The following is a 26,806-nucleotide window of genomic DNA, read 5'->3' on the forward strand; positions in this document are numbered from 1 at the left end:
GCGGGGCGCGGCGGCCGGCAGGTCAGACGGTGCCGCAGATTTTGCGCGCGCGGGCACGCGCGCGACACTATGAGAACTCGTAGGGCTGACTGGTGCTACAGCCGGCGCTACAGCCGGTTGTTGTCGAGGTCGGTCACCAACATGCAGCCCGGCGCGTGCGTGATGCAGATTTCCGGGCGCGCCTCGCGGATCACGGCCTGCGGGGTGACGCCGCAGGCCCAGAACACCGGGATCTCGTGGGCGTCCAGGGGCACGGCATCGCCATAGTCGGGGGATTCGATGTCCTCGATGCCGATCAGCGACGGGTCGCCGATATGCACCGGCGCCCCGTGCACGTCCGGGTAGCGCGCGGTGATCTCGGTGGCCAGGATCGCGTCGGCGGCGGACAGCGGGCGCATGGACACCACCAGCTTGCCGGAGAGCCGCCCGGCCGGCCGGGTCTCGATATCGGTGCGGAACATCGCCACGTTGCGGCCCAGGTTGATGTGCTTGAGCGGCACGTTGGCGGCCAGCAACGCGTGCTCGAACGAGAACGAGCAGCCGATGGCGAAGGCCACGAAGTCGTCACGCCACAGCTCCGCCACGCTGGCGGTCTCGTGGTACTCGGTGCCGTGGCGATAGACGCGGTACATCGGCACATCGGTGCGGATATCGACATCCACGCCCAGGTTGCGGAAGACCGGATCGCCCGGATCGGTCACGTCGATCACCGGGCAGGACTTGCGGTTCAACGCGCAGAACTGGAGGAAGTCATAGGCCCAGTCGCGCGTCAGGATCACGATATTGGCCTGCACGTAGCCCCGCGCCAGGCCGCTGGTGTGGCCACGGTAGCGGCCCTCGCGAATGATGCGGCGCAATGCGGCGGGGTCGTCGGGCAGGATCGAGGCGGCGTGCTGGAGAGGCTGGTTCATGGCTGCGGCGTGGGAATCGGGGGAAGTCGAAACCGATTCTGGTGGCCGGTGCCGCATCGCGTCCAACAAATCTTTCGGGTGGCGCGCGATAAAGAAATCCGATGACTACGAGCCTGCGTGGGAGGTTTCGGGCATGGCGGTGGCCAGCACCGGGGAGGCCGCCGTGGCCATGTCGTCGCCCACTTCGAGGCAGAAATCGGCCACCACCTGCGTGGCGATCTCGACGATGGACTCGTTGACTTCCAGCCCCGCGCCGATGCGCCACGAGGCCACGATGTCCAGCGCCGGCGGGTGGTTGTCCACCTGCACCACGGCCAGCGTGCCGTCGGCCAGTTCCTGCCGGACCAGTGCCGGCGGCACCGCGCCGATGCCGAAGCCATCGCCAATCAGCCGCGTCATGGCCGCCACCGAGTTGACGCAGTTGATGCGCGGCGAGGTCACGCCGTTCAGGTGGAACAGGCTCAGGATGTCCTGGTGCGGCCGGGAATTCTTGACGAAGGTGATCACGCGCTCGGCGCCCAGCGCCTCCAGCGACGGGTACGGGCGGTCATAGGCGCTGCCCTTCGCCACGATCCAGCGGATGGGGTAGCGCGCCAGCTCGATGTTGCGGACGGTCTCCAGCCGCAGCAGGTCGGTCTGGAAGATCACGTCGAGGTAGCCCTTCTGCAGTTGGTCACAGAGGTTGAGCGCGGCATCGGCAGTCAGCTCGATCTCAAGCTGCGGATAGGCCTGCATCGCGCGCTTGACCACGGTGGAGAGCCAGGTATGGATGACCGAGTCCATCGCGCCGATGCGCACCCGCCCCGCGATGGTGCGCGAGCGGTCCAGCGATTGCCGCAGATGGTGCATCGTGTTCACCATCTTCTCCGCGTACTCGAGCACGCGCTGGCCCTCGGGCGTCAGCGTCACGCCACGCGAATCGCGCAGGAACAGCTTCACGCCGAGGTCTTCCTCCAGCACGGCAATGCGGCTGGAGATGGACGCCTGTGTGCTGAACAGCTTTTCGGCGGTCAGCCGGAAGCTGCGCAGACGCGCGACCCAGACGAAGGTTTCGAGGAAACGCAGGTTCATGGGGTGGGGGCTTGCGGGAGAGGGGCGACAACCGTCGCGGATTTTGCGTCGGCAGCGGCTTCCAGCGCCACCTCCTCCGCCCTCGCCTTCAAATTCCCCAGCGCGGCCTGCATCGCATCCCCCAGCGCGTGCGGATACTCGGAGCCCGCGCCATCGGGCAGCGCGAAGGGGTCCAGCCACACCTGCCACGTCAGGATCGTGGTGCCGGCATCGAGCCCCGGCTTGGCCTGCAGGCGCCCGCGCGTATGGCCGGAGAGCTTGCGGTAGCTATAGGCGTAGGGCCCCTTGTCGGTCAGGATGTCCACGGCCGGCAGCCCGCCCGCCTTGTAGACCATGCGCCGGACCGTGYCGGGCGCGCCACTGCCGAGCACTACGTCGCAACGTTTGAATTCGCCGTCCCATTTCGCCAGTGCGCAGTAGCCGCCGGCCTGCTGCCACACCAGGTCGGCGTCGGCGTTGATCGCCACCGAGCGCTCCACGGGCACCAGTTGGGCGTGCGCGGCACCGGCCGCGCCAAGCAGCAGGACCACGAGCAGGGGTCGAAGCGAGAGGTTGGGGAGCATGGGAATGGGCGTGCAATGAGATTGCCGCAAGCCTACCGGCGACGTGCGCGCGCGACCACTACCGAGCACTCGTAGGAAACCCTCGCCTACGGATCTCCGTAGGAAGTGACGGGGCTGGCGCGCCGTATGCTTACGCCTTCCCCTGCGAAAGGGGGGCATCGGCACGATCAGGGAAAACCCCGAACCGCTGCGCGGGCGCTCTCCCGCAATCCCCCGAATTAGCTGCCTTTCAGCACAGGATTCAATTTTTCTTATCGGCCCTCGCCCGAAAAACTAGTTGGACGCGAGGGAGGCGCGGTTTCAAGAATGCAGGACAAGAACAAGAAGAACCATCGGCAAAGCCCTGGCAAGAGACCACGACAAGACCACGAAGAGGAAAGGCATGGAATCGCAGATCGGCCGTATCGACACCCCCGCGCAAGCTGACACCACCCCGCACGCCGAGCCATCGCGCGGCTTCTTTTCCTGGTATCGCGACATCACCCCCAACGAACGCCGCACGTTCTGGAGCTGCAAGGTCGGCTACGCGCTGGACGCCATGGACACGCAGTTCCTGAGCTTTGTGATTCCCACGCTGATCGCCACCTGGGGCATCTCCCGTGCGGACGCCGGCTTCATCGGCACCGCCACGCTGCTGACCTCCGCCGCCGGCGGCTGGGTGGCCGGGATCCTGTCGGACCGCATCGGCCGGGTGCGCACGCTGCAGCTGACCATCCTCTGGTTCGCCTTCTTCACCTTCCTGTGCGGACTGGCGCAGAACTATGAACAACTGCTGATTGCCCGCGCGCTGATGGGCTTCGGCTTCGGCGGCGAATGGACCGCCGGCGCCGTGCTGATCGGCGAGGCGATCCGCGCGCAAGACCGCGGCAAGGCCGTGGGCATGGTGCAGGCGGGCTGGGCCATCGGCTGGGGGCTTGCCGCCCTGCTCTACGCGCTGGTGTTCTCGCTGCTGCCGGCCGAGACGGCATGGCGCGCGCTGTTCCTGATCGGCCTGTTGCCGGCCGTATTCGTGATCGTGCTGCGCCGCATGGTCAAGGAGCCGGAGGTCTATACCGAGCACAAGGCCCGGGAGGCCCGGCAGGACCAGGACCGCGCCTCTTTTACCGCGATCTTCTCGCCGAAGCTGCTGTCCATCACGCTGCGCGCCGCGCTGCTGACCACCGGCGCCCAGGGCGGCTACTACGCCATCACCACCTGGCTGCCGACCTTCCTGAAGACCGAGCGCGGCCTGACCGTGCTCGGCACGGGCGGCTACCTGGCGATGGTGATTGTCGGCTCCTATATCGGCTACGTGACCAGTGCCTACCTCACCGACCGCATCGGCCGCAAGCGCAACTTCATCCTGTTCGCGATCGGTTCGATGACCATCGCGCTGGCCTACACGCACATCCCGGTCAACGACACCGTCATGCTGCTGCTGGGCTTCCCGCTCGGCTTCTTCGCCTCGGGCATCTTCGCCGGCATGGGCGCGTTCCTGACCGAGCTGTTCCCCACGCGGGTGCGCGGCTCCGGCCAGGGCTTCTGCTACAACGTGGGCCGCGCCATCGGCGCGTTCTTCCCGTTCCTGATCGGGCAGGTGAGCCAGCAGATGACGCTGGGCCACGCCATCGGCATCTTTGCCGCGGCGGCCTACGGCGTGCTGATCCTGGCCGCGCTGACGCTGCCCGAGACGCGCGGCAAGCAGCTGGAGGACTGACATGCAAGACGCGGTGCACAAAACCATGGACCGGACAGGGAAAGTGGCGACGACACCACGGCGCTTGCGGCATCGGTGCCGACTGGCGTACGCTTGCACCCACGCCGCGCCCGCCGCCCAGAATCATAAGATCGACCGGCCGCGTGGCGTTCACCATCAGGTCCATACGGGCCGCGCCTTCATGGCCCGCACCCAGCCAGCACAACACTAGAACACCAGAACATCGACAGCCCGGGCCCATGAGCCCGCGCAGCAAGGTGCAGCAACGGTTTCCGACGGGATCCGGGTCAGCAGTATGTGGAGCCAGACGGCTCGGCAGGCATACGCACGGAGGCCTTATGACCAGAGCAGTAGAAGTTGTATCCGGCATGGACGCGGGGGCGTCCGCACTGGATACCGCAAGCACGCTGCGCGCCCGCCGCGCGGCGCCCGCCATGGCGAGCCCGACCAGCCCCACCATGGCGCACCACGGCATCCGCTTCTATGGCGAACGCCAGATCGTGCCGGTACGCGCGCGGCCCCGCCAGGGCGGCTCGCCGGGGCTGGTCTCGGCGCTGGCCGGCGAAGGCACGCACGAGGGCCGCAGCACAGTCATGCAGGCCGCGATCCACGCGATCGGCTTCGACTACCTCGGCTACGGCACCGCCGCCAACGTGGGCGGGCACATCCAGCCGCGCACGTTCTTCGACACCTATACGGCCCCCGGCTGGCGCGACCGGTACTTCCGCGAGCGCTATTTCGAGATCGACCCGCGCAATCCGCAGCCCGGCATGTTCGGCCTGCCGATGGTGTGGGACGCCGATGACCTCGAACACACCCCGCCCGGCGGCATTCCGCCGCTGCGCCTGCGCCGTTTCCTCGACGACCTGCGCGACGCCGGCATCCGCAGCGGGGTCTTCCTGAACCTGCCGATGCCGGGCACCAGCGACATCGTCATCATCAGCTTCATGTCGGGCATCGAGAGCCGCCGCTGGATTGGCGACACGGTGCTGGGTCAGGCGCTGACGGTGGGGCTGGGCCTGCACGAGTTCCTGACCTGCCATGCCGAGATCCCCACGGCGGGCCGACCCAAGGAGGGCTTGTCGGACGTGCAGCGCGACATCCTCGCCTGCCTGGCGCAGGGCCTCTCCGACAAGGAGATCGCGCGCCGCATGGACATGTCGATCTTCAACGTGGACTACCACATGCGCCGCCTGCGCAGCCACTTCGGCGTGCGCAACCGCGTGCAATTGGCGGCTGCCGCCACGCTGCTGCGCCCCGCTGCGCCGCTGCCGGGCCACCCGGTTGCTGGTGACACGGCGCCGGCCATCATCACCGATCATCGCGCCGCCGCGCTGGCAGGCTGAGGGCGCCGGGGGACCTGCGCCTCCCGAGCCCCCCTACTCCTCGCCCGTGGCCCAGCGCATGAGGTCTGCCACGCGCGTATAAAGCGCGCGATCGATCGGGCGGTCCAGTGGCACGCTCATGTAGAGCCTTTGCGCGAGGTCGGAATCGAACGCCGAGGGAATCAGGTAATCGGCCGCCGCCTGCCGGATGCGCGCGGCCACGTGGCCACCGCCCTTGGCCAGCACGCGCGGCAGCGTGCCCGGGCCGTCGTAGCGCAGCGCCACCGCGTATTGCGTGGAATACACCACCGCCGTGGACACGCGCACGCGCTCGCCCACGCCGAAGAACGCCGCCTCGAAGAAGGCCGCGCGGCGCCGCCCGGCCATGATCGGGTCGCCCTGCGTGTCCTTGTGCTCGCGCCGGTACTCCTCCACGCTCATGCGCTGCTGCTTCATGAACTGGTAGCGCTCGTGCACGTAGTCCACCACGGCCATGATCAGGTAGATCAGCGCGGCCCAGCAGCACATGCGCAGCAGGATGTAGGCCACCAGCACCAGGATTTCGGCCGGTCGGGCGTGGCCCGAGCGCACGCCGTCCTCGATGGCGCCGAGCGCGAGGATATAGACCAGCCCGCCCAGCAAGGCGATCTTCAGCACGATCTTGGCGAGGTTGACCAGGTTCTTCACGGCGAACATCCGTTTCAAACCTTCAGCGGGATTCAGCCGCGCCATGTTCGGCTTGATCTGCTCGAATGCCACCAGCGGCCCCACCTGGACGAAGGCGCCGAGGATGCCGCACACCAGCGCCACGGCCGCCACCGGCAGCACGCCCATCAGCAGGAAGCGCGCGCTGGCCTCGCCAAGCACCAGCATTTGCTGATCCTGCAGATGCTGCGGTACGGCACCCATCGCGCTATGCCAGAGCGCCTGAAACAGCCGTACGAAGTAACGGCCGAGCACCCACAGCAGGGCCAGCACACCGAGGAACACCACGGAGGACGTCACGTCCGTGCTGCGCGGCACCTCGCCGCGCTTGCGCGCCTCGTCCAGCTTGCGGCGGGTCGCTTCGAGGTTCTTCTCGCCGTCCTGGCTCATGGGCCGCCTCCCCCTCCTGCGCTCATGCCCTTGCGCAGCAGGTCGATCAGGGTATTGTCGGGCCGCAGGAAGCCCTGCAGCGTGTCCACCATCACCGCCAGCATCAACACCAGCATCAGGAACGCCACGGTGATCTTCACCGGCTGGGCGAACTGGAACACATCGAACTGCGGCACGAAGCGCGCGATCAGCGCGAAGCCCAGCTCCACGATGACGAGCAACAGCAGGATCGGCGCGGCCAGCTTCACCACCCACGAGAACAGCGTGCCGGCATAGGCGCCGGCGAACCCGATTGACGACAGCGACAGCTCAGGGCCGAACGACATCACCGGCCAGAACGCGAACGACTCGATGATCACGCCCGTCATCGCGAAAAACCCGCCGAACGAGGCAAACAGCGCGATGCCGAGGTGGGACAGCAGGTTCTCCATCGGCCCGTCTTCCTGCTGGGTCACCGGGTCGAAGAAGGTGGCGTTGCCGGAGCCGGTCTGGAAGTCGATCAGCTCGCCCACCATCTGCAGCGCCACGAAGAACAGGCCGAAAGCCATGCCCAGCAGCAGGCCGATGAACGCCTCCTTGAAGATCAGCACCAGCCACAGGCCGTTGGCGATATGGTCCAGGTCCACCCGCGCGCCGGGCGAGACGAACAGCGCGATGGCCAGCACGATGCCGTTGCGCGCCACGCCGGGCACGGCCTGATGCGACAGGAACGGCAGCACGGTAAACGCCGTGAGCAGGCGCGGCATGACCAGCACGATGGGCATGACCACCTCGCGCCCCCAATGGAACAGCCATGCCGGATCGATGGTGGAGCCCGGCATGCGCTATGCCGCTCCGTCCACATGATCGGCACGATCGGCACGATGCCAGCCCCGTACGGCGGCCTCGTCCACGGCCTCGTCGTCGCGGCGTTCCAGCCCCGCGCGGGCGTCGGCCCGGGCCCGCGCCACCAGTTCACGCGCCCCGACCAGCCGCCCATGGGCGCGCAGCAGCGCCTGACGGCTCTCCTCGAACACGGTGCGGCGGCGTTGGACCTCGTCCAGCGCCTCGGCCAGCCGCGTGTTGGCGCGCCCGATGCGGGCGTCGAAGGCGGCCTGCCAGCCCTGCGCGTCCAGCAGGCCGGACACCGACACCCCGCCCTGCGTGGCGCCATCGCGCAAGCGGGTGATAAAGGCGGCGCGCTCGGCCAGTGCGCCCTGCACGGCCTGCTGGGCGGTTTCGGCATCCCGCAGGCCTTCCATCACCCAGGCGCGGTGCTGCTGCATCACGCGCGTGGCGTCCTCGTGGCGACGCTGGCGCACCGATTCAAGCTGGGCGAGTCGCGGATCGTGGCTCATGGTTTCGCTTCCTGCCGGATGGCCTGCGCCAGCTTGGCGAGCGCCCCGGCAAAGGTGTCGAGCCGGATCGCCGGCTGGGTCAGGTAGGCGCGGATCGCGCCGATGGCGCCCACCGCCGCGTCGGCCACGGCATCGGCGCCGGGCCGGTACTCGCCAATCTGCAGCAGCAGCTCCATGTCCTGGAACTTGGCCAGCAGCTGGCGCAGGCGCAGGGCGTCCTGCTGATGCGGGCCAGCCGCCACCTGCGGCATCACGCGGCTGACCGACTGCAGGATGTCGATGGGCGGATACTGGCCCGCGCTGGCGAGCTTGCGGGACAGCACGATATGGCCGTCGAGGATCGAACGGACTTCCTCGGCAATCGGGTCGCTGTCGTCCTCGCCTTCGGTCAGCACCGTATACGCGGCGGTAATCGACCCCTGTACGCCGGTGCCGGCGCGCTCCAGCAGTTGCGGCAGCATCGAGAACACCGAGGGCGGATAGCTGCGCCGCGTGGGCGGTTCGCCGCCGGCCAGCCCGATTTCGCGCTGTGCGCGGGCCAGCCGCGTCAGGGAGTCCACCAGCAGCAGCACGCGCTTGCCCTGGTCGCGGAAGTGCTCGGCGATGGCCGTGGCGGTGTAGGCGCAGCGCACGCGCTCCATCGGCGAGCGGTCGGACGTGGACACCACCAGCACCGTGCGCGCCATGCCCTCCGGGCCCAGGCTGTATTCGATAAACTCGCGCACTTCCCGGCCCCGCTCGCCCACCAGCGCCACCACGTTCACATCGGCCGCCGAACCCCGCGCCAGCATGCCGAGCAGCGTGCTCTTGCCTACGCCCGGCGGCGCGAAGATGCCCACGCGCTGGCCTTCGCCCAGCGTCAGCAGGCCGTCGATGGCGCGCACGCCAGTGGCCAGCGGCTCGCGGATCAGGCGGCGCGTGAGCGGATCGGGCGGCTCGTTGTCGATGGGCACGCGCGTCACGCCCACGAGCGAGCCCTTGGCATCGATCGGCTCGCCCAGCGCATCGAGCACGCGCCCGAGCAGCGCGGCGCCGGCCGGGCATTGCGGCCCGTGCATCGCCGGCACCACCTCGGTCAGCGCGGAAATGCCGGTGATGCGCCCCAGCGGCGTCAGCACGGCAGTCTGCTGCATGAAGCCGACCACCTCCGCCAGCAACGGCGCCTCGCCCGGCGTGACCAACTGGCAGATCTCGCCGACATGCGCCTGGATGCCGGTGGCATGGATCAGCATGCCGACGGCCTTGCTGACGCGGCCACGCATCGCCACCGGCGTGAAATGGTCGAAGGCGCGGCCCAGGTCGGCGGCGGCATGCTGGAGCGCAGCCTGGATGTCGGCGGCGGGCAGTTCGGTCGCCATGGTCGTCTCCGTCAGCTAGCCTGCAGGCGCCGCGCGAACGCCTCCAGCTGGGCCTGGAGGCCCACTTCCATCGTCCCGGACGGGGTCAGGATGCGGCAGGCATCGGCTTCCAGGCTCCCTTCCACCACCACGTTGGCACGGCGCGGCCAGTCGAGCGTCTCGGCCAACTGGTCGAGCAGGCCGCGCACGGTCTGTTCGCGACCGAGCGGAATCTGGATGGTGATGAACGGCTCGGCGCGCACCAGCGCCTCCACGCGTTGCAGCGCCACTTCGAGGATGATGTCCGGGTCCAGCTCGCCCGCGATCTGCTGCACGGCCTTCATGACGATCTCGGCCATGGTGCGGCGCATGCCGGTGAGCTGCCGCTCGGCCTCGGCCGCCGCGCTGACCTGGGCCGCCGCGTGATCGGCCTGCGCGCGGGCCCAGCCGTCGCGGTAGCCGTGCTGGCGCCGCTGCTCGGCCTCGCGCTGGGCCTCGGTGCTGATGTGCAGCGCCTCGCGCCGGGCGGACTCGATGACCTCCGCCGCATCCATCAGCGCCGCGTACTCTGCCTCCTTGAGCACCTTGCGCTCTGACAGCAGCTGCAGGTTCTCGCTCGTGATCAGAAAAGCCAGTGCCATGCCGGGAACCGTTCGGGAATCAGGTTAAGCAGCAGGAGTTCGCGCAACTGCGCGGCCTGCGCGCGGGTCAGCGCCACGGGCGGCAGGGCCGCCAGCCGGCGCGGGAACTTGCGCATCAGCGCCTGCCGCAACGGGGCGCCGTAGCCGGCCATCAGGCCGCACAGCAGCCGGTAGCCACGCTCGGCCATCACACGGCCCACGCCGGATGGGCGCGCACGCAGCGGGGCGAGGTTCATCGGCAGCTCGCTGAGGTCCGGCACGCGTTTGAGCAGGAAGGCCACCGCCTGCGCGTCGATCCGCCGCGCCACACGGCGCATGGCGCGCGGCAGCTGGCCGATCAGCGAGCCGGCGATCGATTCGATATTGGCGAGCGGCGCCGGCACGATGCGGCGCTCGCTGGCGAAGCCGGGCTTGTGCACGGCCAGCCCCACCCAAAGTGCCAGCAGGCGCAGCGCGGGACGGTCCATCAGGACGATGCGCGGGAGGACATCGGCGCGGGCATCGCCATCGCCGGTCAGCACGCGCACGAGGGTGTCCCGGGTCACCACGTCGGCGGCAAGACCCAGTGGCGCGGCCAGCAGGTCTGCCGCCGCCGCGCCGAAACGCGCAGGCCGGCGCCACGCGAGCGGCCAGTCGGCGGGCAGCCAGCTCGGATGCAACTGCGCCAGCGGCCGTTGCAGCAGCCCCGCCACGGCCCGGGCCAGCGCGGCATCCGGCAGGGCCGGCAATGCCGGCGCCAGCGCCGTGGGCAGCGCGGCGGCGGGCAGGCTCATGACAGGCCCCGCGACGGCGCACGCGGCGGCCAGCGCAGCCCGCCACGCTTCCAGGCCAGTGCCCCGGTGGCAATCAGCGCGGCGGCGAGCACCACCATCAGCGCGATCAACGCAAAGCGGCCCACCGGGAACGCCCCGGGCACCGCTGCTGCATGGGCGACGGGCGTGAACGGCCGCGCCTCCACCAGCGACAGGGACACGCTGTCATGCGTCACCCCCTCGATGCTGTGCGCCACCATGTCCTTGACGGTCGGCACCAGCAGCCGCAGGTCCACATCCGGCCGATGCTTGATAAAGACGGCCGCCGACGAGGGGCGGATCTTGTCGGAGAGCGGATCGGTGGCCGGAATCACCACGTGTACGCGCGCCGTGACCACGCCATCGATATTGCGCAGCGTCTCGGACAGCTCCTGGGAGAGCGCATAGATATAGCGCATGCGCTCCTCGGTAGGCGTGGCCACCAGCCCCTGCTTCTGGAACACCTGCCCCAGCGAGGCAAAGCGCTCGCCGGGCAGCCCCTCGCTACGCAAGATCTCCAGCGCGGCGGGTAGCTGCGACTCCTCCACGCGCACGCTCCAGTTGCCGTCCTGGTTACCGCCCCCCGATTCGCCGGCGCGCGCTTTCTCGGCGTTGAGCCCATCGGCGGTCAGCGCGGCCAGGATCTGGTTGGCCTCGTTCTCGTTCAGGGAGGCGTACAGGTCCACCTTGCAGCCGGCCAGCGCCAGCGCGGCGAGCAGCGGCAGGGCCAGCCGCGCGCGGCACATCCAACGGGGAAGGGGTGCGGTCATTGCTGGTTCTTCAGCAGGCTGTTGAACAGGTTGGTGCCGGCGCTGCCGATGCTCGACGTGACGTGGATCGACGAAAACAGCTCGAGCGACTGGGTCTGGAGCATCATGGCCTGATAGACCACGTCGGAGGTGCTGCCGGTGTGGATGGCGGCGAACATGCCTTCGCGCATTTCCTGCAGCCGTGTGGCCTGCCGCGCGGCTTCCTCGCCGGCCGACACGTAGCTGGAGCGGATGGCGTTGCCGAGTGTGGTGGACGACGGGTCGCTGGCGGCCTGCGCCGCATGGGCACCGCGCGAGCCATCGGCGGCCTGGCCGCCGCGCACCATATCGGAAAAGGTCTGGGCGTCGGCGGGGTTGGCCTGACTGGCGTGAGTCGGCGCGGCAGGCGGCGCCTGGTGCGCGGCCAGCGTGGCGGCGTCCGAGGTCGGGCCCGCGTTGCCCCCGGCGCCCGCTACGGCCCCGGTGGCGGCAATCGTGGTGGGATCCATGGTGGTTCTCCCTGTTTCGATTTGACGACGATTTGCTCCCCTCTCCCGCATGCGGGAGAGGGGCCGGGGGAGAGGGCCTGAGTCTCTCGAAGCGATATCGCCCCTGGAACCGCCTGCCCTCTCCCCCGCCCCTCTCCCAAGGGGAGAGGGGAGAACCCAATCGGCATTGCGAACGTCAGTTCGTGCGCGAGGTCTGCTTCACATCCTGCATGGCGCCCTGGATCAGGTTCGCCTTCTGCGTGTTGTGTGCCATCTCGCTGCTGACGACCGCGTTCTGGCGCGTCAGCGTGTCCTGCAGATTCAGGATGTTCACGGAGAACTCCTGCGCCTTCTGCTGGATCTCGTTCATCTTGGCGTTCAGGTCCACTTCATTTGCCATGGTTTGCTCCTTGGTGGGTTGACGACCTTCCGCCAGGCCCCCAAAGGCCGGCGGCATCTGCATCGCGTGATGCAAATTACTTGCGTTGCGGCGGCGCGGGCGCCGGGCTGTCGCGCAGCACCACGCCATCCGCGTCGATTCGTTCGATTTCGGCACCGTTCTTGAGCACCGCCCCTTCGAAATACCGGCTGCCGTTGGCCAGCTGCACCGAGCGCTTGCCCTCGCCGTCCTCGGTGATGCTGACCACGCGGGCTGGAAACACGCCCTGCCAGTTCTCCATCTGGCCATCCCGCACCTGCCGGCGGCGGTTGTCCATCGTTTCGCGGTAGTCGATGCGGTCCGTGACCAGCACGCCCGGGTGCAGGTCTTCGGTCAGCCGCTTGACCTTGTCGCGCCCGGCCGACGGATCCGCTGTGCCGCTGAGCAGCACGCGGCCCTGCCCCTGATAGGCGATGCCCACGCCGGGCTCGTCCAGATAGCGCTGGATGTGCTCGATCAGATCGTCGGCGGAACGGAGCTGCTGCTGCACCGCGCGGCCATAGGGCGCCAGCGCCTGCGTCACGCGCTGGCGGTCCACACGTGAATTCACGAAGCCGCGCACCGCGACCGTGCCGTTGGGCTGCGAGACCACCTCCAGTTCGGGAAACGCTGCCACGGTCTTGCGTACCGCCGCCGAGTCCACCTGCGCGCCGGGCACCGGGGCGCCGCGCTGCGAGAGCGTGGCTGCGGCCCAGCCGGCGCCGACCAGCAGCACCGTGGCCGCCACACCCATCGCCGCCATCAGGGCGCGCCCATGACGGCGGGCCGCTTCGCCCTCGCCCTGCCCGTCCGCCTGCCGCTCGGCGCGGCGGCCCGACTCGGCCCAGGCGAACAGGGTGTCGGTGGCTTCCGTCGCCGCCGGCTGCGCGCGCAGCAGCTCCACATCGAGCGAGCCGATAGTCAGGATGTCTCCGCCGGCCAGCGCGAACACGCGCTGCGTGGTGGGACGGCCGTTGATCTCCACGGCGGCATCGCCCACGCGCTCGGCCGAGACCGCCACGTCGCCCACGTTGAGCACCAGATGGCGCGGCTGCACGTCGGCGCCGGGCACGCTGATGTCCACCTCGCCGGCGGCACCCAGCACGTTCTCGCCGCGCCGCAGCGTGACGAGACGGCCGTAGACATCGCCCCCGAGGAACCGGAGCGACCAGCCCGAGTTGCCCTCATGCAGGATGTCGGCCATTTAGCTCATCCCCGGCAGCACGAGGCGCGGCGTGAGCAGGTAGAAGCGCTCCATATTGTTCTGGCGCTTCTCCTGATACTTGAACAGATTGCCGATGATCGGCACGTCCTGCAGCAGCGGCACACCGGACGAGGCGTTGATGCGCTCCTCGGTGGTATACCCCGCGATCAGCAGGCTCTTGCCCTCCTCCACCATCGCCTGCGTGGTGATCGAGCGGCGCCGCACCACCGGAATGCGATCCACGGTTTCGCCCGACAGGTTGCCGTCGGCAATGTCGATGGTCAGCATCACCGCGCGGCTCTGGCTTTCATCGACCACCAGCGGCGTCACCCGCACCGCCGTGCCGGCGGTCACGTTGAAGAGGCCGGCGTCCTGGAAGCCATCCACCCGCACATAGAACTCCTGGAGGTTCTCCAGCGCGGCTTCGGTGTTGTCCAGCGTCAGCACCTTGGGCCGGGCGACGAAGTTCGCCTGCCCCCGGTCCGCCAGCGCCTTGACCCGTGTGAGCAGGAAGCGCGTGACATCGTTGCCGATGGCGCCCGTGAACTGCAGGCCGGAAGCCGCCGACGCCGCCGTGGTGCCCGCCTCCGAGGTCAGGTTGCCGAAGGTCAGCGGCGCGTTGTTATTGCCCCCGCCGATCTGGAGGTCCACGTGCCGCGTGTGCAGGCGCCAGTCCACGCCGAGGCTGTCCAGGTCCTCCTGGCTGATGTCCATGATCGTCACCTCGATCTCGACCAGACGCGGCTTCACGTCCAGCGATTCGATCAGGCGACGGTACTGGGCCATGTGGTCGGGCGTGTCGCGCACGAGCACGGCGTTGAGCCGGGTGTCGGCCTGGAACTGCGGCAGTTGTCCGCTGCCCCAGGCGTTGCCCTGCACGTCGGCGGCGATCATGCCGTTCCCGCCCATGCTGTCGAGCACCTGGCCCGGATCGGCGGATGGAATGCTCATGCCGCCGCTGTCGCCGGTGCGCAGCTTGGCCATGCGCGTGGCGCCACGGCTGGTGCCCAGGCTCGGGTTCGAATTCGCCAGCGATCCGCGATTGCGGCCATAGAGATTGCGCAGCACGCTGACCACGCCGGGCACAGTCATCTCCTTGCCGGAGCGGTTGATGCGAAAGTCAGACGCCCACGAGTACTTGAGCGGGAAGAGCTGCACCTCCGCGCGGTCATCGGCGATGGAGCGATCGTCCACGGCGCGCACGGCGGCCCGCACCGTCTCCACATAGCGCTTGGGCCCGGAGACCATCAGCGTGCCTTCGGCGTCGTTGATCGTGATCGGATAGCGCGCATCGGGCACCTGCATCCGTACCAGCGACTCGCGCAGCCGCGTGCCGGCGCCGCGCGCAATCGGAATCACCTCGTTGCGCGCCTCGTTGGCCACGTCGATATAGAGCAGCGAGCCGTCGTAGTAGTACGTCAGCCCGAACATCGCGCAGACGCTGCGCAGCACGTGCTGGGCGGATTCGGTGAACTTGCCGCTGATGGTGCCCTCCACCTTCGGGTCGATCACGGCGGTGGTGCCCTGCGAGGCGGCCAGCTCGCGCAGGAAGTCCGGCAGCCGCTTGTCGCTGGCGGTGGCGGCGAACGGCTTGCCGGACCAGCGCAGGTCGGCCGCCTCCGCTGCCCCGGCCGTAGCCAGCAGGTACAGGCCCAGCAGCAGCGCCATGCAGGTGCGCTGGATCTTGTTTCGGTGCTCCCCAGGGTGCGGCGTCATGTCGGCTCGGTCTCTTTCGGTTCTTGTGGAAGGTTGCGGAGCACTTCAGAGAAACGTCAGCATCGTTTGCAGCGCGCGCTGCGCAAAGCGCATCACTTCGCCGCCCAGCCAGCCGCCCAGCAGCACCAGCGACACCAGCACGGCAATCAGCCGCGTGGACGTGCCGATGCTCTGGTCCTGGATCTGCGTGACGGCCTGCAGCACGGCCACCACCAGCGCCACGACGGTGCCAATCAGCACCACGGGCAGCGTGACCCACAGCACCACCAGCAGCGCCTGGCGGGTGATGTCGAGGATGGTGTCGGCGGTCATGGCGGTCTTACTCGCTCGCCGGGTTCTGGATCCAGCCCACCGGCACCAGCGTCACGTCCTCGTCGACTTCCTGGTACGACAGCACGGCGATACGCGGCGCCACGGGCTCGATCAGCCGTTTGATATAGCGCCGCACATCGGTGCTGACCACGACCACCACGCGCGCGGCGCCGGCTTTCTCCAGCAGCACGCGCAGTTGCTCGCGGATGTCGCGCGTCACGTCGTGGCTCAGCAGCAGAATGTTGCCGCGCGCCGCGCGCTCGATGGCGCTCTGCACGCGCGCTTCAAGCGCCGGTTCGAACAGCACGGCATCGATCGACCGTGCCGGTCCCACGTGACGGCTGGTGATCAGTCGGCCCAGGTCCACGCGCACCAGTTCGGTCAGCGCGATGGCGTCGGTCTCCTTCGGCGCCCAGGTCACCAGGCTTTCGAAAATCGTGCGCAGGTTGCGGATGGGCACGCCCTCCTGCAACAGGCGGCGCAGCACGTCGGTGATGCGCTGCAGCGGCACGACCCGGGCCAGTTCCATGACCAGGTCCGGTGCATCGGCCTGCACCACGTGGATCATCGCCTGCACGTCCTGAATGCCGAGCAGCGGCGCCGCGTGCTGCTTGATCATGGCGCCGACGTGCACGGCCAGCACTTCCTCGCAGGACAGCGTGCGTACGCCCTCAGGCGGCGGCGCGTCGCCGGCGGGCGCGGGAATCCACACCACCTCCGGAAACGGGCCAAACGGCACGCCGACTTCTGCCTCGCCCTGGTCGATACGGGCGCGCGCGCCGGGCTCCAGCAGCCGCTTGCCGGGACGCAGCACGCCGGCCGACGCCACCACGTCCTGCACGCGGATGGCGTAGGCGTCGCGCTCGGCCAGCGGGCGATGCGCGATCCGCAGCCGGGGGAAGACCATGCCGAGGTCCGCCTCCACCTCGCCCTTGGTGGTGGTCATGCGCTGTTCGAACTGGCGCAGGTCGATGCGACCACGCAGGGCGTCGTCCAGCTCCAGCGCCAGCGCCGGGGCCACGGCGGCGGCATTGGCGTCCGCCTCCGCATCGCCCATCTCGATCCACGTAACCGTGCCGGTGCTGCGCGCGGCGCGGCGCATCAGCAGGTAGCCGCCGCCGGCCACCACGATGGCCATGATCCCGAACGTCCACTTGGGGAAGCCCGGCACCACCAGGAACACGGCGATAGCCAGCCCCGACACCACCAGCGCCTTCGGCTGGCCCAGCAGTTGCCGGCCAATCACGTTGCCCAGGTTCAGCGAGCGGGTGCGGTCTTCATCGGACGAGACCCGCGTGATAACCACGCCGGCCGCGATGGACACCAGCAGCGACGGGATCTGCGACACCATGCCGTCGCCAATGGTCAGGATGGCGTAGCGCTGGAGCGCCTCGCCGATGCTCATGTCCCGCATCAGCGTACCGATGCAGATGCCGGCCAGGATGTTGACCAGCGCGATCACCACGCCGGCGATGGCGTCGCCCTTGACGAACTTCATCGCGCCATCCATCGCGCCATGGAGCTGGCACTCCTGTTCCAGCGCGCGGCGGCGGTCCTGCGCCTGGGCGGCCGAGATGGTGCCGGCGCGCACGTCGGCGTCGATGCTCATCTGCTTGCCCGGCATGGCATCCAGCGCGAAGCGCGCGCCGACTTCCGCCACGCGCTCCGAGCCCTTCGCGATGACGATGAACTGCACGATGGCGATGATCAGGAACACCACGCCGCCCACCACCACGTTGTTGCCGACGATCAGCTTGCCGAAGGTATCGATGATGTGGCCCGCGTTGGCGTGCAACAGGATCAGCTTGGTCGAGGCGATATTGAGCGACAGCCGGAACAGCGTGGTGAACAGCAGCAGCGACGGGAACGTGGACAGCGACAGCGCGGACGGGATATAGGTCGCCACGATCAGCAGCGTCAGGCTCATGCCGAGATTGATCGTGAGCAGGAAGTCGAGCAGGAACGTGGGCAGCGGCAGCACGAACAGCGCAATCACGGCGAACAGCAGCAGCGTCAGCGCGAGGTCTGACTGGCGCGACGCGACAGCGGCCATCTGCTGGAGCCCCGGTGAAGCGGGCCCCAGACCACCACGTGGGAATGCCGGAAGTTTTGCCGGGAATTTCGCCATGAATCAGCCCAGGTTGAGCGGAGTTTCGACAGTTGCCGCAGTGTATGGGCCACCTCCGGGCGCGACCAGTACCGAGGATTCGTAGCGCATGGCGCACACGCCGCGCCATGCGACGCCCAACCGCGCCACGGCGGGGGCTAGCGGATGCGGGCAGGTGGGGGCCTACAAGGGCTCGTAGTGGACGCGGCTGCACCCGGCTGCGTATCGTTGGCTCGAATCGAGTTGGCGCGAATTGACAGACACCCCTTCCATCCATCAACCGGGACCGACCGCACCGCGACATGCCATCGAACGTGGCCACGCTGGACACCGCGCCAGACCTGCCTCATGTGGAGGCCGACACCGCGCGCCTGATGAACTGGCTGACCTGCCGTGCCGCACCCGTGCCGCTGCGGCTGGCCGGTCATGACTGGCGCGCCCGCTTCGTGCCGCCGGACGGCGCCATCGCCGCCCGTACGGCGCAGGGCTATGCCTTCACGCTCGGCACGCGCCACGGCCGTATCTGCCTGGACGTGGCGAGCGAACGGACCCTGCTGGGCGTGCCGGGTGCCGCCGAGGCGCTACCTGTGCTGCTGCGCCACGCAATCATGGCCGATGCCTGCGCCGACGTGGCCGCTGCCGTTGGCGCCGTGCAGCCGGACGCGCTGACGTGGCATCCGGCGCCTGCCGCGTGGCCGTCGAATCTCGCCGCGCTCGGTGTGGAACTCACGCGCCCCGGCGCCGCGCCGCTGCGCGCGGTGCTGCAGTTCGAAGCGCCGGAACGGCTGGCGGCATTGCCCGCCGCGCCGCCCGCGCGGACCGCGCCGTGGCTGGCTGCCCTGCCGGCCCCGCTGGCCGTACGCATCGGCACCACCACGATCACGGTCGGCGAGATGCGAGAGATCGAGCCGGGCGACATCGTCAGCATCGAGCGTTGGCAGTCGCAGGCGGGCGCGCTGGTGGTGCGCTGCGCCACGGGCCAGCGCGGCATGACGTGGACCGCCGTGGCCGAAGGCCGCCGCGTGACGGCGCTGGACGACATCACCTTCCTCCATGGAGCCCATATGGCAGACACGCATCCCGAAGGACACCGCGCCGCCGAGCCCGGCGCGCCGGCCGACATTCCCCATCCCGATGCGGCGCAGGCGACGCTTTCGCACCTGGACGGCCTGGAGGTAGAACTGCGGTTTGAAGTTGGCGATGTGGCGGTGCCACTGGCCGAACTGCGCGCCGTGAAGCCCGGCTACGTGTTCGAGCTGCCCCAGCCGCTCAAGCAAAGCGAGGTGCGCATCGTGGTGAACGGCAACCGCATCGGCACCGGCACGCTGATCGCCGTGGGCAACCGGCTGGGCGTGCGCGTGGCGACCTTCGCGGAAGGCGACGCATGAACAACGGCCTCTACAATCCGGTACTGATCCTCACCGTCATCCTCGCCTTCGGCGTGGCGCCGTTCGTGGCGCTGATGGTGACCAGCTACACCAAGCTCGTGATCGTGTTCGGGTTGCTGCGCGCCGCACTGGGGCTCCAACAGGTGCCGCCCAACATGGTGCTGAACGGCATCGCCATCATCCTGACCGCCTACATCATGGCGCCGATCGGCTCCGACGCGTTCGACGCCATGAAGCGCCGCGCCGAGTCCAACGCCGCGTTCAACGTGGGGGACGTGGTGGTGGTCTACGACGCCGTGAGCGGGCCGCTCAAGGCGTTCCTGGTGAAGCACACCGAGGAACGTAACCGCACCTTCTTCGTCCAGTCGGCCAAGCGGATCTGGCCCGAGGGCCGCGCCGATGACCTCAAGGCGGACGACATGATGGTGCTGATCCCGAGCTTCACGCTCTCCGAACTGACGCGCGCGTTCCAGATCGGCTTCGTGGTCTATCTTGTGTTCGTCGTAGTGGACCTGATCGTCGCCGCCATCCTGCTGGCGCTGGGCATGTCGATGATCGCCCCGACCACCATCTCGGTGCCGTTCAAGCTGCTGCTGTTCGTGATGCTGGAAGGCTGGACGCAGCTGATACAGGGACTGGTGCTGTCGTATCGGTAGCGGCTGGCAGCGGCCTGGCACAGCCCATGCATGCGCTGACGTCATGGCCGCATGCGCAGATTTCGTTTCTCGCGTCATCGTGGCGCCCCTAACATCGGCCTCAACTGCCAGAAAGGGAGAGAGAGACATGCAAGCCAGCGCCCCCGCCTATGCGGCCGACCAACCCCGCGTCGCCGCCAGCCAGCGACGCCGCGCCATCATCGCCACGGTGATCGGCAACGGGCTCGAATGGTTCGATTTCACGGTGTACAGCTTCTTCGCCGTGATTATCGCCAAGCTGTTCTTCCCCACCGGCGACGAACTGACTTCGCTGCTGCTGGCCGTGGCCACCTTCGGCGTGGGCTTCTTCATGCGCCCCGTGGGCGGCATCATCCTCGGCATCTACGCCGACCGCGTGGGCCGCAAGGCCGCGCTCTCGCTGACCATCCTGCTGATGGCGCTGGGCACCACGCTGATCGGCATCGCCCCCACCTATGACCAGATCGGCCTGTTCGCGCCGCTGCTGATCGTGGTGGCCCGGCTCATGCAGGGCTTCTCCGCCGGCGGCGAGATGGGCGGCGCCACCGCCTTCCTGACCGAATACGCGCCGGAAAACCAGCGTGCCTATTACTCGAGCTGGATCCAGGCCAGTATCGGCGTGGCCGTGCTGCTCGGCGCCGCCGTAGGCACTTTCGTCACGGCCTCCCTGAGCACCGAGGCGCTCAATAGCTGGGGCTGGCGCCTGCCGTTCCTGCTGGGCATGGTGATCGGCCCCGTGGGCTACTACATCCGCCATCACCTGGAGGAAACGCCCACCTTCCGCGAGACCACCGACAAGACCGACTCGCCGCTGACCGAGGTGCTGCGCGACTACCCGCGCCAGACCGCCGCCAGCTTCTCGATGGTGATCCTGTGGACGGTCTGCACCTACGTGCTGCTGTTCTACATGCCGACCTACGCCGTGAAGGTGCTGAAGGTGCCGCAATCCACCGGCTTTGTCGCCGGCATGGCCGGGGGCATGGCGATCATGGTGTTCGCGCCCATCGTCGGCCTGCTGGCGGACCGCATCGGCCGCCGTGGGCTGCTCTCCGGCGCCGCCGCGCTGATCTTCGTGCTGGCCTGGCCGATGTTCGCCTACATCAACCACGCCCCGGGGCTGGCCTCGCTGCTGGTGTTCCAGGTGGTGTTCGGTGTGCTGATCGCCACCTATACCGGCCCGATCCTGGCCGCCTTCTCGGAGCTGTTCCCGGCCAAGGTGCTGTCCACGGGACTTTCCGTGGCCTACAACATGGCCGTGACGATCTTCGGCGGCTTCGCCTCGTTCTTCATCACGTGGCTGATCGCCACCACGGGCAGCACGATGGCACCGGCCTTCTACGTGATGATTGCCGCCGCCATCAGCTTCGTCGGCACGCGTCTGGTGCGCGAGCCCGCCTATCTTCGCAAGCATTGAACGGAAGTCTTTCCGCTACAGCCTCATGACTCAAATCCTGCTCCAGGGCGGCAACGTCCTCGACCCCGCACGCGGCACGGTGCTGCCGCGCCATGATGTCCTGATCGACGGCGAACGGATCGTCGAAGTCTCGGCCACGCCCATCCACGCGCCGCAGGCCACCGTGATCGACGTGACCGGCAAGACCGTGATGCCGGGCCTGATCGACTGCCACGTGCACGTGCTGGCCTCGCTGGCCAACCTCGGCGTGAACGCCGTGCAGCCCAACGTGCTGGTGGCCTTCCGCGCCATGCCGATCATGCAGGGCATGCTCGAGCGCGGCTTCACCACGGTGCGCGATGCGGGCGGTGCGGACTGGGGCCTCTCGCAGGCCGTGGCGACCGGGCTGATTCCGGGGCCGCGCATCTTCCCGTCCGGCAAGGCGCTCTCGCAGACTGGCGGTCATGGCGACTTCCGGCCGCGTTCGGACACGCTCGAGCCCTGCTCGTGCGCCTTCCGTGCCGGGGCCATCGCCCGCGTGGCGGATGGGGTCGATGCCGTGCGCCTCGCTGTGCGCGAGGAAATCCAGAAAGGCGCCACGCAGATCAAGATCATGGCCTCGGGCGGTGTGGCATCGCCGACCGACCCCATCGGCAACACGCAGTACAGCGAGGACGAGATCCGCGCCATCGTGGCCGAAGCCGAGGCGGCCCAGACCTACGTGATGGCCCATGCCTACACGGGCCGCGCCATCACCCGCGCCGTGCGCTGCGGCGTGCGGACCATCGAGCACGGCAATCTCGTCGATGCTGCCGCGGCCCGCGTGATGCGCGAGCACGGCGCCTTCGTCGTGCCCACCCTGATCACCTACGACGCGCTGGCGCGCGACGGCGCACGCCTCGGTCTGCCTGCCGACTCGGTCGCCAAGATCGAAACCGTGCGCCAGGCCGGACGCGATTCGCTGGCCATCTACGCCGAAGCCGGCGTGCAGATGGGCTTCGGCTCGGACCTGCTCGGGGAAATGCACCAGTACCAGTCCGAGGAATTCCRCATCCGCGCGGAACTGCTCGGCAACCTCGAGGCGATTCGCTCGGCTACCTCCATCGCCGCCGCCATCCTCCAGCGCGACGGGGAACTCGGCACGGTACGCGCCGGCGCGCTGGCCGACCTGATCGCCGTCGATGGCGACCCGCTCACCGATATCGGCGTGCTGGCCGGCCCCGATGCCCGCATCGGGCTCGTCATGCAGGCCGGCCGGGTGCATCAGGCACCTCGCTAGTGCAAGACTCGGGGGACGAACGGTAAAACGTGTCGCCGCCCGGCGTGGGACTTATCATGGCGGCTCCTGCCGCCATGTTTTCGTTCCCCCATGCGCATCACACCCCTGCCGCCCCTGCCCTGCCTGGTCGCCTTCGAATCGACCATGCGCCACGGCAGCTTCACGCGCGCGGCCACTGAACTCCATCTCACCCAAAGCGCCATCAGCCGGCAGGTGGCGCAACTCGAGCGCTTTCTCGGCAAGAAGCTGTTCGTGCGCGAACCGCGCGCGCTGCGGCTGACCGTGGCCGGCCAGCAGTACGCAGAGCAGGTGCAGCGCCTGCTGGTGGCCTGCGCCGAGGCCACGGAAGACGTGATGAAGCGCAAGGGGCACGTCGAGCTGTCGGTGGCCTGCTCGTCCGGCGTGGCGGTGCTGTGGCTGGCGCCCCGGCTCGCCGCGTTCCGCGCGCAGCATCCCGACTACCGCGTGCGACTCATCGTCAACGACAGCCTGGCCTCGCTGGCCGGCACGGACTTCGATATCGCCCTCTACTACCTGCGCGAAGGTGCCCCGAGCGGCCTGGCCGCGCGGCGGCTCTACGACGAGGAGGTCTTCCCCGTGTGCGCGCCCAGCTACCTGCACGGCCGCAAGCTGGCCGTGGCTGACCTGCCGAAGGAGACGCTTCTGGTGCTGGAGGACGCCCAGCGGCAGTGGATGTCATGGCCCACGTGGCTTACCCGCAATGGCCTGCGCGATCCGCGCATCGAACATGAACTGGTGGTCAACGCCTATCCGGTGCTCGTGCAGATGGCCATCGAGGGCCAGGGCATCGTGCTCGGCTGGCGGCACATGATCGACAACTGCCTGGATGCCGGCGTGCTGGTGCGGGCCTGCGATGCAAGCGCCTCGCTGGGCGGCGGCTACTACGCGGTCTGGCCGCGCGACCGCGTGGAGCCGGCGGCGGCGCGCTCGTTCCGGAATTGGCTGGTGGAACAGAGTGGTGCGCAGGCGTAGCTTGCCAATACGCCGCTAGGCCACGCCCACGCCCTTCCGCACCGCCTCCAGCACCTGCGCGACAACGCCGTCGCGCCAGTCATCGGCGTCCCCATAAAACGCCCGCCAGACCGCAAGCTTGATCAGCGCGCGCTGGTTCTCGTCAGCCTCGGGGTGGCGATGGAGCCAGTGGTCGCCGCGCAGCGCATCGAGAACCTCCGCCAGTGGCAGCGTGCCGAATTCGAGCGCGATACCCGCATAGTCGATGCTGCCCAGCGTCTGCGGCACCGCCTGCCACGCCAGCCCCGTGAGGTTTGCCGACGTCGACGAGCCGTCATAGATCGACGTCACACCCGCTCCCCAGATCTCGCGGGCCTTGGCGATTTGCGCGGGCTCGTCCGGCCCCATATAGATCGGCTCGCCATAGCCCCACGGGCCGAGGCCGGTGTGGATATCGATCCAGCGCAGCACCTGCCGGTCCGCGCCGAAGCGGGCCAGAATGCGCCGCAACGTGTAGTTGCTCCAGGCCGGCTCCTGCCCACCGAAAAAGAGCCCGCCCGGATCGTGATACTGCCCGGCGCTGACCGCCGCCTGATACCACCCCATCCCACGCTCGGCCGCAATCTTCATCAGCGCGGCCTGATCCGCGTCCGACGCCGGCCACTGCGCCGGCAGCAACAATGGGGCCACCTCCGCATACGGCGCGTTCGTCGGCAGCGGTTGATCGAAATCCATGAAATTGCGATTCAGGTCAACGTTGTCCTCATTGACCCGCCGCAGGTGCGAAAATCCGTACGGATTCACCGCATGCACGAACAACAACGCATAGCCGGCCTGGCGGCACTCGGCATGGAGCGCGGTATCGCCCAGCAAGGCCACTTGGGCACCGGATCCGCAAAACCCTTCGGCGCCGTGGGTGCCGGAAGTGATCATTAATACGCGCAGCGCATCAGCGGGGCCAATCCACGCCACGTCAATGGCGAGCACCTCGCCTTCGCTACCGGTCTCGGTGGGATGGGGGAATTCAGTCAGCGTGGCGCCGGCCTGGCGCGCTGCGGTGAGGAATTTCTGACGGGCTTCCGCGTAGCGCTGGGCAAAGCAGCGGGCGATGGGGCTGGCGCTGGCAGGCATGGCGGGGCCTGGAGGGAGTGGAGATTTGTTTATTTAACGCCATTTTTTGGGGGTGTGCCAAGGCTTACCGTGGAGGATGCCGAAGCCAGCATCCTCCCAACGACTTCTGTTACTTCGCGGCCGTCTTGACCTGATCGCCCGTATAGCTCAGCGACGAGAGATCCTCTTTTGCTTTTTCCGGCGTTTCCAGTTCCAGCACACGCGACCAACCATCAGGCCCATCGACGGCGAACTGCGTACGTATTTGGTTTCCCCGGAATCAAGCACGGAGCTGAGGGTCTTCTCCGTCTCGGTGGCAGCGGCGGCGGCGACGACGTACTTACCAGCCGGACGATCCACAAAGAAGAAGCCGCCGGGCTTCGATTCGCCCACCACTTCGTTATTCAGGCGGAGATCGGGCTGAACGGCAGCACCAAGCATCGACGCCGAGCGCAGGAAATAAACGCGACCTTCGCCCGACTTGAGCGACGGGATGGAAGACGCCATCTCCGAATGCCTCACCCCCGAAGCGCAACCGGCCATCAGGAACGACAACGCCATACCGGTCACCGCGAGGCGAACGACTCGTTTATTGAACTTCTCCAAATGTTATGGGTACTGCGGTGGAAAGCGGGGAATAGTGCTCCTCCCCGGGAAGATAAAACCCGACTAGCCGGCGATCTCTTACGACCAGATAGGCTTCGTGGACCTGACGACCTTCGATGGTGAAAATGGTGCCGAATGGGCGGTAGACGTCGCCTTGAGGGACTTGGCCGATGCGGGACCAGATGGATTTGTCGCGTAGGGTGCGGGTGTTGACGGTGCGCTTTTAATTGCCCTGCACACAAAAAAACTGACAGGCCCAAAATCTCCGGCGCATCTCGCCAGCACACAGCCAGCCGCTGGAAACTTATTGGAAGCGCCAAAAATATTTCGACCACCGATCAGCGTTGAACCCACCCATCCGGCTCACACTTACTTCGCCCGCGCGGAATATGAGGATTGCACCGTGTCCGTGTCTACCTCGGAGAACACATATACGTCCCATCGATAGATGGGAGGTAAATTCTTAACCGAGGTTAGTCGGAAGGCGCGTCAACTCTCCCGCAACCACGGAAATACGTTGCTCCTCACCCTCCAGCCCCATTACCTCAGTCTCGACCCACCGCAAATAATCACAAACCTCTTCCCTCGAACTTCCAGAAAGAAGCAATTCACAAATCGAGTCCACATAAGCATCATATTCATCTTGAGCCTCCATTATTGCTTTCACCCCAATAGGATCCCATTCGCAAAGCAGGATTCGTCGTACGGCGATCTTTAGGACTTTAGTTTCTTGACTCACTTTGACGGAGCTCCTGGAATAACGGTAACTATACGCCCGGTCATGGAATTTGTAATAACCCTAACATTGTTTATTGGATCATAATATCCTGTTGTCCCCGCCGCAGTCGAGAAGGATCGCCCGGTCTGAATTGTGTTTTGCACGACCGATGGAGGAATTCCCCGCCCTTGCATTTGGTCTATTGCATGCGCCGAGTAGTCGATCCCATTGATGGTGGTTGCAGCATTTGTCCCACGCGGCACTGTCATCGGACTCCCACTGACGCCAACCGGAGCGGTGGCGCCGCTACCTATGGCAGCACTCTTGCCCCCACTAAGGACCAGCGGACTTGGTGCCACCGCAGGCGCATCACCTGGACCGGCACCAATTACGCCGCGCGTCTGCCCAAACGCCGCACGTTCCTTATCAAGGAACTTCCGAATCTCATCCTGCGCACTAGTCTTCCGAGTCCCGCTCGTCGCATTGTTCAGCGCCTCATTCTGCGCTGCCATCCCGGCGGAGGTAACATCGGTGCCCAATAGCGCGCCAGTCGCTCCTCCAATCAGCGTCGCAAGCCCAACCGTCAGTGCCTGCCGAACCTTGTCATCGCTGTAGTTGACGACATTGCTGCCCGCGTAGACCTCGTCCCGAATCAATGGGGCCGCAATAGCACTCGCCGCGCCACCAATTGCGCCTCCTGCGCAGTCACCACCCGTCAGGCCCTGCGCAGCACACCCCACCAGCGCATGTCCCAATACATTGGTCAGGATCGTCGAGGAGTCCGAGCCCGGCATGCCAATACCCGGCGCGCTTACTCCCACGGCGTTGGCCCCAACTGCTGCCGCATCCCTTACCAGCCCACCCACGAACGCCTGCCCAAAGCTTCCGCCATAGGCCACGGTGTT

The 26,806-nt window shown here is 67.7% G+C and carries 26 protein-coding genes and 2 pseudogenes; 7 read left to right on the forward strand and 21 right to left on the reverse strand.

Annotated elements, in window-relative coordinates:
* Positions 1–107: 107 nt before the first annotated feature.
* From AC1DFU_RS16670 to AC1DFU_RS16680, 3 genes are all read right to left on the reverse strand, one after another.
* Positions 108–911 (reverse strand): putative hydro-lyase, encoded by an 804-nt coding sequence (locus AC1DFU_RS16670; RefSeq protein ID WP_092297559.1) that lies wholly within the window; start codon positions 909–911, stop codon positions 108–110.
* A gap of 105 nt (positions 912–1,016) precedes the next feature.
* Positions 1,017–1,982: a LysR family transcriptional regulator gene (locus AC1DFU_RS16675; protein WP_092297556.1), complete on the reverse strand. Its 966-nt coding sequence runs from the start codon at positions 1,980–1,982 to the stop codon at positions 1,017–1,019.
* On the reverse strand, positions 1,979–2,545 hold the full coding sequence (locus AC1DFU_RS16680; RefSeq protein WP_477159867.1) for an SRPBCC family protein: 567 nt from the start codon (positions 2,543–2,545) through the stop codon (positions 1,979–1,981). The genes AC1DFU_RS16675 and AC1DFU_RS16680 overlap by 4 nt, the downstream gene beginning before the upstream one ends.
* A gap of 382 nt (positions 2,546–2,927) precedes the next feature.
* Between AC1DFU_RS16680 and AC1DFU_RS16685 the strand changes: the two genes are divergently transcribed.
* Both AC1DFU_RS16685 and AC1DFU_RS16690 read left to right on the forward strand, forming a co-directional pair.
* Positions 2,928–4,241 (forward strand): MFS transporter, encoded by a 1,314-nt coding sequence (locus AC1DFU_RS16685; RefSeq protein WP_255370903.1) that lies wholly within the window; start codon positions 2,928–2,930, stop codon positions 4,239–4,241.
* A gap of 338 nt (positions 4,242–4,579) precedes the next feature.
* Complete coding sequence (locus tag AC1DFU_RS16690; RefSeq protein ID WP_092297550.1) at positions 4,580–5,587, forward strand: helix-turn-helix transcriptional regulator; 1,008 nt, start codon at positions 4,580–4,582, stop codon at positions 5,585–5,587.
* Positions 5,588–5,620: 33 nt separating this feature from the next.
* On the opposite strand, the gene AC1DFU_RS16695 is transcribed toward AC1DFU_RS16690, so the two are convergent.
* The 13 genes from AC1DFU_RS16695 to sctV form a co-directional block, all read right to left on the reverse strand.
* Positions 5,621–6,661 carry an EscU/YscU/HrcU family type III secretion system export apparatus switch protein gene (locus tag AC1DFU_RS16695; protein ID WP_092297547.1) on the reverse strand — a complete coding sequence of 347 codons (1,041 nt, stop codon included), beginning with the start codon at positions 6,659–6,661 and terminating at the stop codon, positions 5,621–5,623.
* Complete coding sequence (gene sctT, locus AC1DFU_RS16700) at positions 6,658–7,482, reverse strand: type III secretion system export apparatus subunit SctT (RefSeq protein WP_092297544.1); 825 nt, start codon at positions 7,480–7,482, stop codon at positions 6,658–6,660. The genes AC1DFU_RS16695 and sctT overlap by 4 nt, the downstream gene beginning before the upstream one ends.
* A 3-nt stretch (positions 7,483–7,485) precedes the next feature.
* Positions 7,486–7,998, reverse strand: coding sequence for a flagellar FliJ family protein (locus tag AC1DFU_RS16705; protein ID WP_092297541.1), 513 nt, complete (start codon positions 7,996–7,998; stop codon positions 7,486–7,488).
* Positions 7,995–9,356, reverse strand: a complete 1,362-nt coding sequence (locus AC1DFU_RS16710; protein ID WP_441590785.1) for a FliI/YscN family ATPase — start codon at positions 9,354–9,356, stop codon at positions 7,995–7,997. The genes AC1DFU_RS16705 and AC1DFU_RS16710 overlap by 4 nt, the downstream gene beginning before the upstream one ends.
* Positions 9,357–9,367: 11 nt before the next feature.
* A complete protein-coding gene (locus AC1DFU_RS16715; protein ID WP_092297535.1) occupies positions 9,368–9,976 on the reverse strand; it encodes a type III secretion protein in 609 nt (202 codons plus the stop codon).
* On the reverse strand, positions 9,958–10,749 hold the full coding sequence (locus AC1DFU_RS16720) for a type III secretion system protein SctK (protein ID WP_441590783.1): 792 nt from the start codon (positions 10,747–10,749) through the stop codon (positions 9,958–9,960). The genes AC1DFU_RS16715 and AC1DFU_RS16720 overlap by 19 nt, the downstream gene beginning before the upstream one ends.
* Positions 10,746–11,537: a type III secretion system inner membrane ring lipoprotein SctJ gene (gene sctJ, locus AC1DFU_RS16725; RefSeq protein ID WP_255370902.1), complete on the reverse strand. Its 792-nt coding sequence runs from the start codon at positions 11,535–11,537 to the stop codon at positions 10,746–10,748. The genes AC1DFU_RS16720 and sctJ overlap by 4 nt, the downstream gene beginning before the upstream one ends.
* Positions 11,534–12,025, reverse strand: a complete 492-nt coding sequence (locus AC1DFU_RS16730) for a hypothetical protein (protein ID WP_092297527.1) — start codon at positions 12,023–12,025, stop codon at positions 11,534–11,536. Before AC1DFU_RS16730 ends, sctJ begins: the two co-directional genes overlap by 4 nt.
* A gap of 175 nt (positions 12,026–12,200) precedes the next feature.
* Positions 12,201–12,404 carry a hypothetical protein gene (locus tag AC1DFU_RS16735; RefSeq protein ID WP_092297932.1) on the reverse strand — a complete coding sequence of 68 codons (204 nt, stop codon included), beginning with the start codon at positions 12,402–12,404 and terminating at the stop codon, positions 12,201–12,203.
* A 76-nt stretch (positions 12,405–12,480) separates the two neighbouring features.
* Positions 12,481–13,626: a type III secretion system protein SctD gene (locus AC1DFU_RS16740; RefSeq protein WP_441590780.1), complete on the reverse strand. Its 1,146-nt coding sequence runs from the start codon at positions 13,624–13,626 to the stop codon at positions 12,481–12,483.
* A complete protein-coding gene (gene sctC, locus AC1DFU_RS16745; protein ID WP_441590778.1) occupies positions 13,627–15,342 on the reverse strand; it encodes a type III secretion system outer membrane ring subunit SctC in 1,716 nt (571 codons plus the stop codon).
* Positions 15,343–15,387: 45 nt separating this feature from the next.
* A complete protein-coding gene (locus tag AC1DFU_RS16750; RefSeq protein ID WP_092297519.1) occupies positions 15,388–15,654 on the reverse strand; it encodes a flagellar biosynthetic protein FliQ in 267 nt (88 codons plus the stop codon).
* Positions 15,655–15,661: 7 nt separating this feature from the next.
* Positions 15,662–17,782, reverse strand: a complete 2,121-nt coding sequence (gene sctV / locus AC1DFU_RS16755; RefSeq protein ID WP_441590776.1) for a type III secretion system export apparatus subunit SctV — start codon at positions 17,780–17,782, stop codon at positions 15,662–15,664.
* A 281-nt stretch (positions 17,783–18,063) separates the two neighbouring features.
* Here sctV and sctQ point away from each other — a divergent pair, with 281 nt between their 5' ends.
* From sctQ to AC1DFU_RS16780, 5 genes are all read left to right on the forward strand, one after another.
* The gene (gene sctQ, locus AC1DFU_RS16760; RefSeq protein ID WP_441590774.1) at positions 18,064–19,149 is read left to right on the forward strand and encodes a type III secretion system cytoplasmic ring protein SctQ; all 1,086 of its coding nucleotides are present in this window, start codon (positions 18,064–18,066) and stop codon (positions 19,147–19,149) included.
* Positions 19,146–19,805, forward strand: a complete 660-nt coding sequence (gene sctR / locus AC1DFU_RS16765; RefSeq protein ID WP_092297510.1) for a type III secretion system export apparatus subunit SctR — start codon at positions 19,146–19,148, stop codon at positions 19,803–19,805. Before sctQ ends, sctR begins: the two co-directional genes overlap by 4 nt.
* A gap of 127 nt (positions 19,806–19,932) precedes the next feature.
* Positions 19,933–21,237, forward strand: a complete 1,305-nt coding sequence (locus AC1DFU_RS16770; RefSeq protein ID WP_441590772.1) for an MFS transporter — start codon at positions 19,933–19,935, stop codon at positions 21,235–21,237.
* A 25-nt stretch (positions 21,238–21,262) separates the two neighbouring features.
* A complete protein-coding gene (locus tag AC1DFU_RS16775) occupies positions 21,263–22,495 on the forward strand; it encodes a metal-dependent hydrolase family protein (RefSeq protein ID WP_477159868.1) in 1,233 nt (410 codons plus the stop codon).
* Between the two features lie 90 nt (positions 22,496–22,585).
* Entirely contained in the window at positions 22,586–23,488 is a 903-nt protein-coding gene (locus tag AC1DFU_RS16780) for a LysR substrate-binding domain-containing protein (protein WP_441590770.1), read from the forward strand.
* A gap of 15 nt (positions 23,489–23,503) precedes the next feature.
* Here AC1DFU_RS16780 and AC1DFU_RS16785 read toward each other — a convergent pair whose 3' ends face one another.
* From AC1DFU_RS16785 to AC1DFU_RS16805, 5 genes and pseudogenes are all read right to left on the reverse strand, one after another.
* Positions 23,504–24,598 (reverse strand): M14 family metallopeptidase, encoded by a 1,095-nt coding sequence (locus tag AC1DFU_RS16785; RefSeq protein WP_441590768.1) that lies wholly within the window; start codon positions 24,596–24,598, stop codon positions 23,504–23,506.
* A 109-nt stretch (positions 24,599–24,707) separates the two neighbouring features.
* Positions 24,708–25,138, reverse strand: a pseudogene (locus tag AC1DFU_RS16790) (DUF2846 domain-containing protein).
* A 28-nt stretch (positions 25,139–25,166) separates the two neighbouring features.
* Positions 25,167–25,391 (reverse strand): annotated as a pseudogene (locus AC1DFU_RS16795) (hypothetical protein); the annotation flags it as partial.
* Positions 25,392–25,646: 255 nt separating this feature from the next.
* The gene (locus AC1DFU_RS16800) at positions 25,647–25,922 is read right to left on the reverse strand and encodes a hypothetical protein (RefSeq protein ID WP_441590766.1); all 276 of its coding nucleotides are present in this window, start codon (positions 25,920–25,922) and stop codon (positions 25,647–25,649) included.
* The coding region (locus AC1DFU_RS16805) for a DUF4258 domain-containing protein (RefSeq protein ID WP_441590764.1) at positions 25,919–26,806 on the reverse strand (888 nt) is incomplete at its 5' end. The genes AC1DFU_RS16800 and AC1DFU_RS16805, both read right to left, overlap by 4 nt.

This window comes from Cupriavidus sp. 10L45, assembly GCF_056395225.1.

Excerpts from the sequence above, each read along its gene's own strand:
- AC1DFU_RS16710 (WP_441590785.1), bottom strand. The coding sequence starts at position 9,356 with ATGGCGACCGAACTGCCCGCCGCCGACATCCAGGCTGCGCTCCAGCAT.
- AC1DFU_RS16735 (WP_092297932.1), bottom strand. The coding sequence starts at position 12,404 with ATGGCAAATGAAGTGGACCTGAACGCCAAGATGAACGAGATCCAGCAG.
- AC1DFU_RS16780 (WP_441590770.1), top strand. The coding sequence starts at position 22,586 with ATGCGCATCACACCCCTGCCGCCCCTGCCCTGCCTGGTCGCCTTCGAA.
- AC1DFU_RS16675 (WP_092297556.1), bottom strand. The coding sequence starts at position 1,982 with ATGAACCTGCGTTTCCTCGAAACCTTCGTCTGGGTCGCGCGTCTGCGC.
- AC1DFU_RS16770 (WP_441590772.1), top strand. The coding sequence starts at position 19,933 with ATGCAAGCCAGCGCCCCCGCCTATGCGGCCGACCAACCCCGCGTCGCC.
- AC1DFU_RS16670 (WP_092297559.1), bottom strand. The coding sequence starts at position 911 with ATGAACCAGCCTCTCCAGCACGCCGCCTCGATCCTGCCCGACGACCCC.
- sctV (WP_441590776.1), bottom strand. The coding sequence starts at position 17,782 with ATGGCGAAATTCCCGGCAAAACTTCCGGCATTCCCACGTGGTGGTCTG.
- AC1DFU_RS16685 (WP_255370903.1), top strand. The coding sequence starts at position 2,928 with ATGGAATCGCAGATCGGCCGTATCGACACCCCCGCGCAAGCTGACACC.
- AC1DFU_RS16785 (WP_441590768.1), bottom strand. The coding sequence starts at position 24,598 with ATGCCTGCCAGCGCCAGCCCCATCGCCCGCTGCTTTGCCCAGCGCTAC.
- sctQ (WP_441590774.1), top strand. The coding sequence starts at position 18,064 with ATGCCATCGAACGTGGCCACGCTGGACACCGCGCCAGACCTGCCTCAT.
- AC1DFU_RS16705 (WP_092297541.1), bottom strand. The coding sequence starts at position 7,998 with ATGAGCCACGATCCGCGACTCGCCCAGCTTGAATCGGTGCGCCAGCGT.
- AC1DFU_RS16730 (WP_092297527.1), bottom strand. The coding sequence starts at position 12,025 with ATGGATCCCACCACGATTGCCGCCACCGGGGCCGTAGCGGGCGCCGGG.
- sctJ (WP_255370902.1), bottom strand. The coding sequence starts at position 11,537 with ATGACCGCACCCCTTCCCCGTTGGATGTGCCGCGCGCGGCTGGCCCTG.
- AC1DFU_RS16695 (WP_092297547.1), bottom strand. The coding sequence starts at position 6,661 with ATGAGCCAGGACGGCGAGAAGAACCTCGAAGCGACCCGCCGCAAGCTG.
- AC1DFU_RS16690 (WP_092297550.1), top strand. The coding sequence starts at position 4,580 with ATGACCAGAGCAGTAGAAGTTGTATCCGGCATGGACGCGGGGGCGTCC.
- AC1DFU_RS16720 (WP_441590783.1), bottom strand. The coding sequence starts at position 10,749 with ATGAGCCTGCCCGCCGCCGCGCTGCCCACGGCGCTGGCGCCGGCATTG.
- AC1DFU_RS16740 (WP_441590780.1), bottom strand. The coding sequence starts at position 13,626 with ATGGCCGACATCCTGCATGAGGGCAACTCGGGCTGGTCGCTCCGGTTC.
- sctC (WP_441590778.1), bottom strand. The coding sequence starts at position 15,342 with ATGACGCCGCACCCTGGGGAGCACCGAAACAAGATCCAGCGCACCTGC.
- AC1DFU_RS16750 (WP_092297519.1), bottom strand. The coding sequence starts at position 15,654 with ATGACCGCCGACACCATCCTCGACATCACCCGCCAGGCGCTGCTGGTG.
- sctT (WP_092297544.1), bottom strand. The coding sequence starts at position 7,482 with ATGCCGGGCTCCACCATCGATCCGGCATGGCTGTTCCATTGGGGGCGC.
- AC1DFU_RS16715 (WP_092297535.1), bottom strand. The coding sequence starts at position 9,976 with ATGGCACTGGCTTTTCTGATCACGAGCGAGAACCTGCAGCTGCTGTCA.
- sctR (WP_092297510.1), top strand. The coding sequence starts at position 19,146 with ATGAACAACGGCCTCTACAATCCGGTACTGATCCTCACCGTCATCCTC.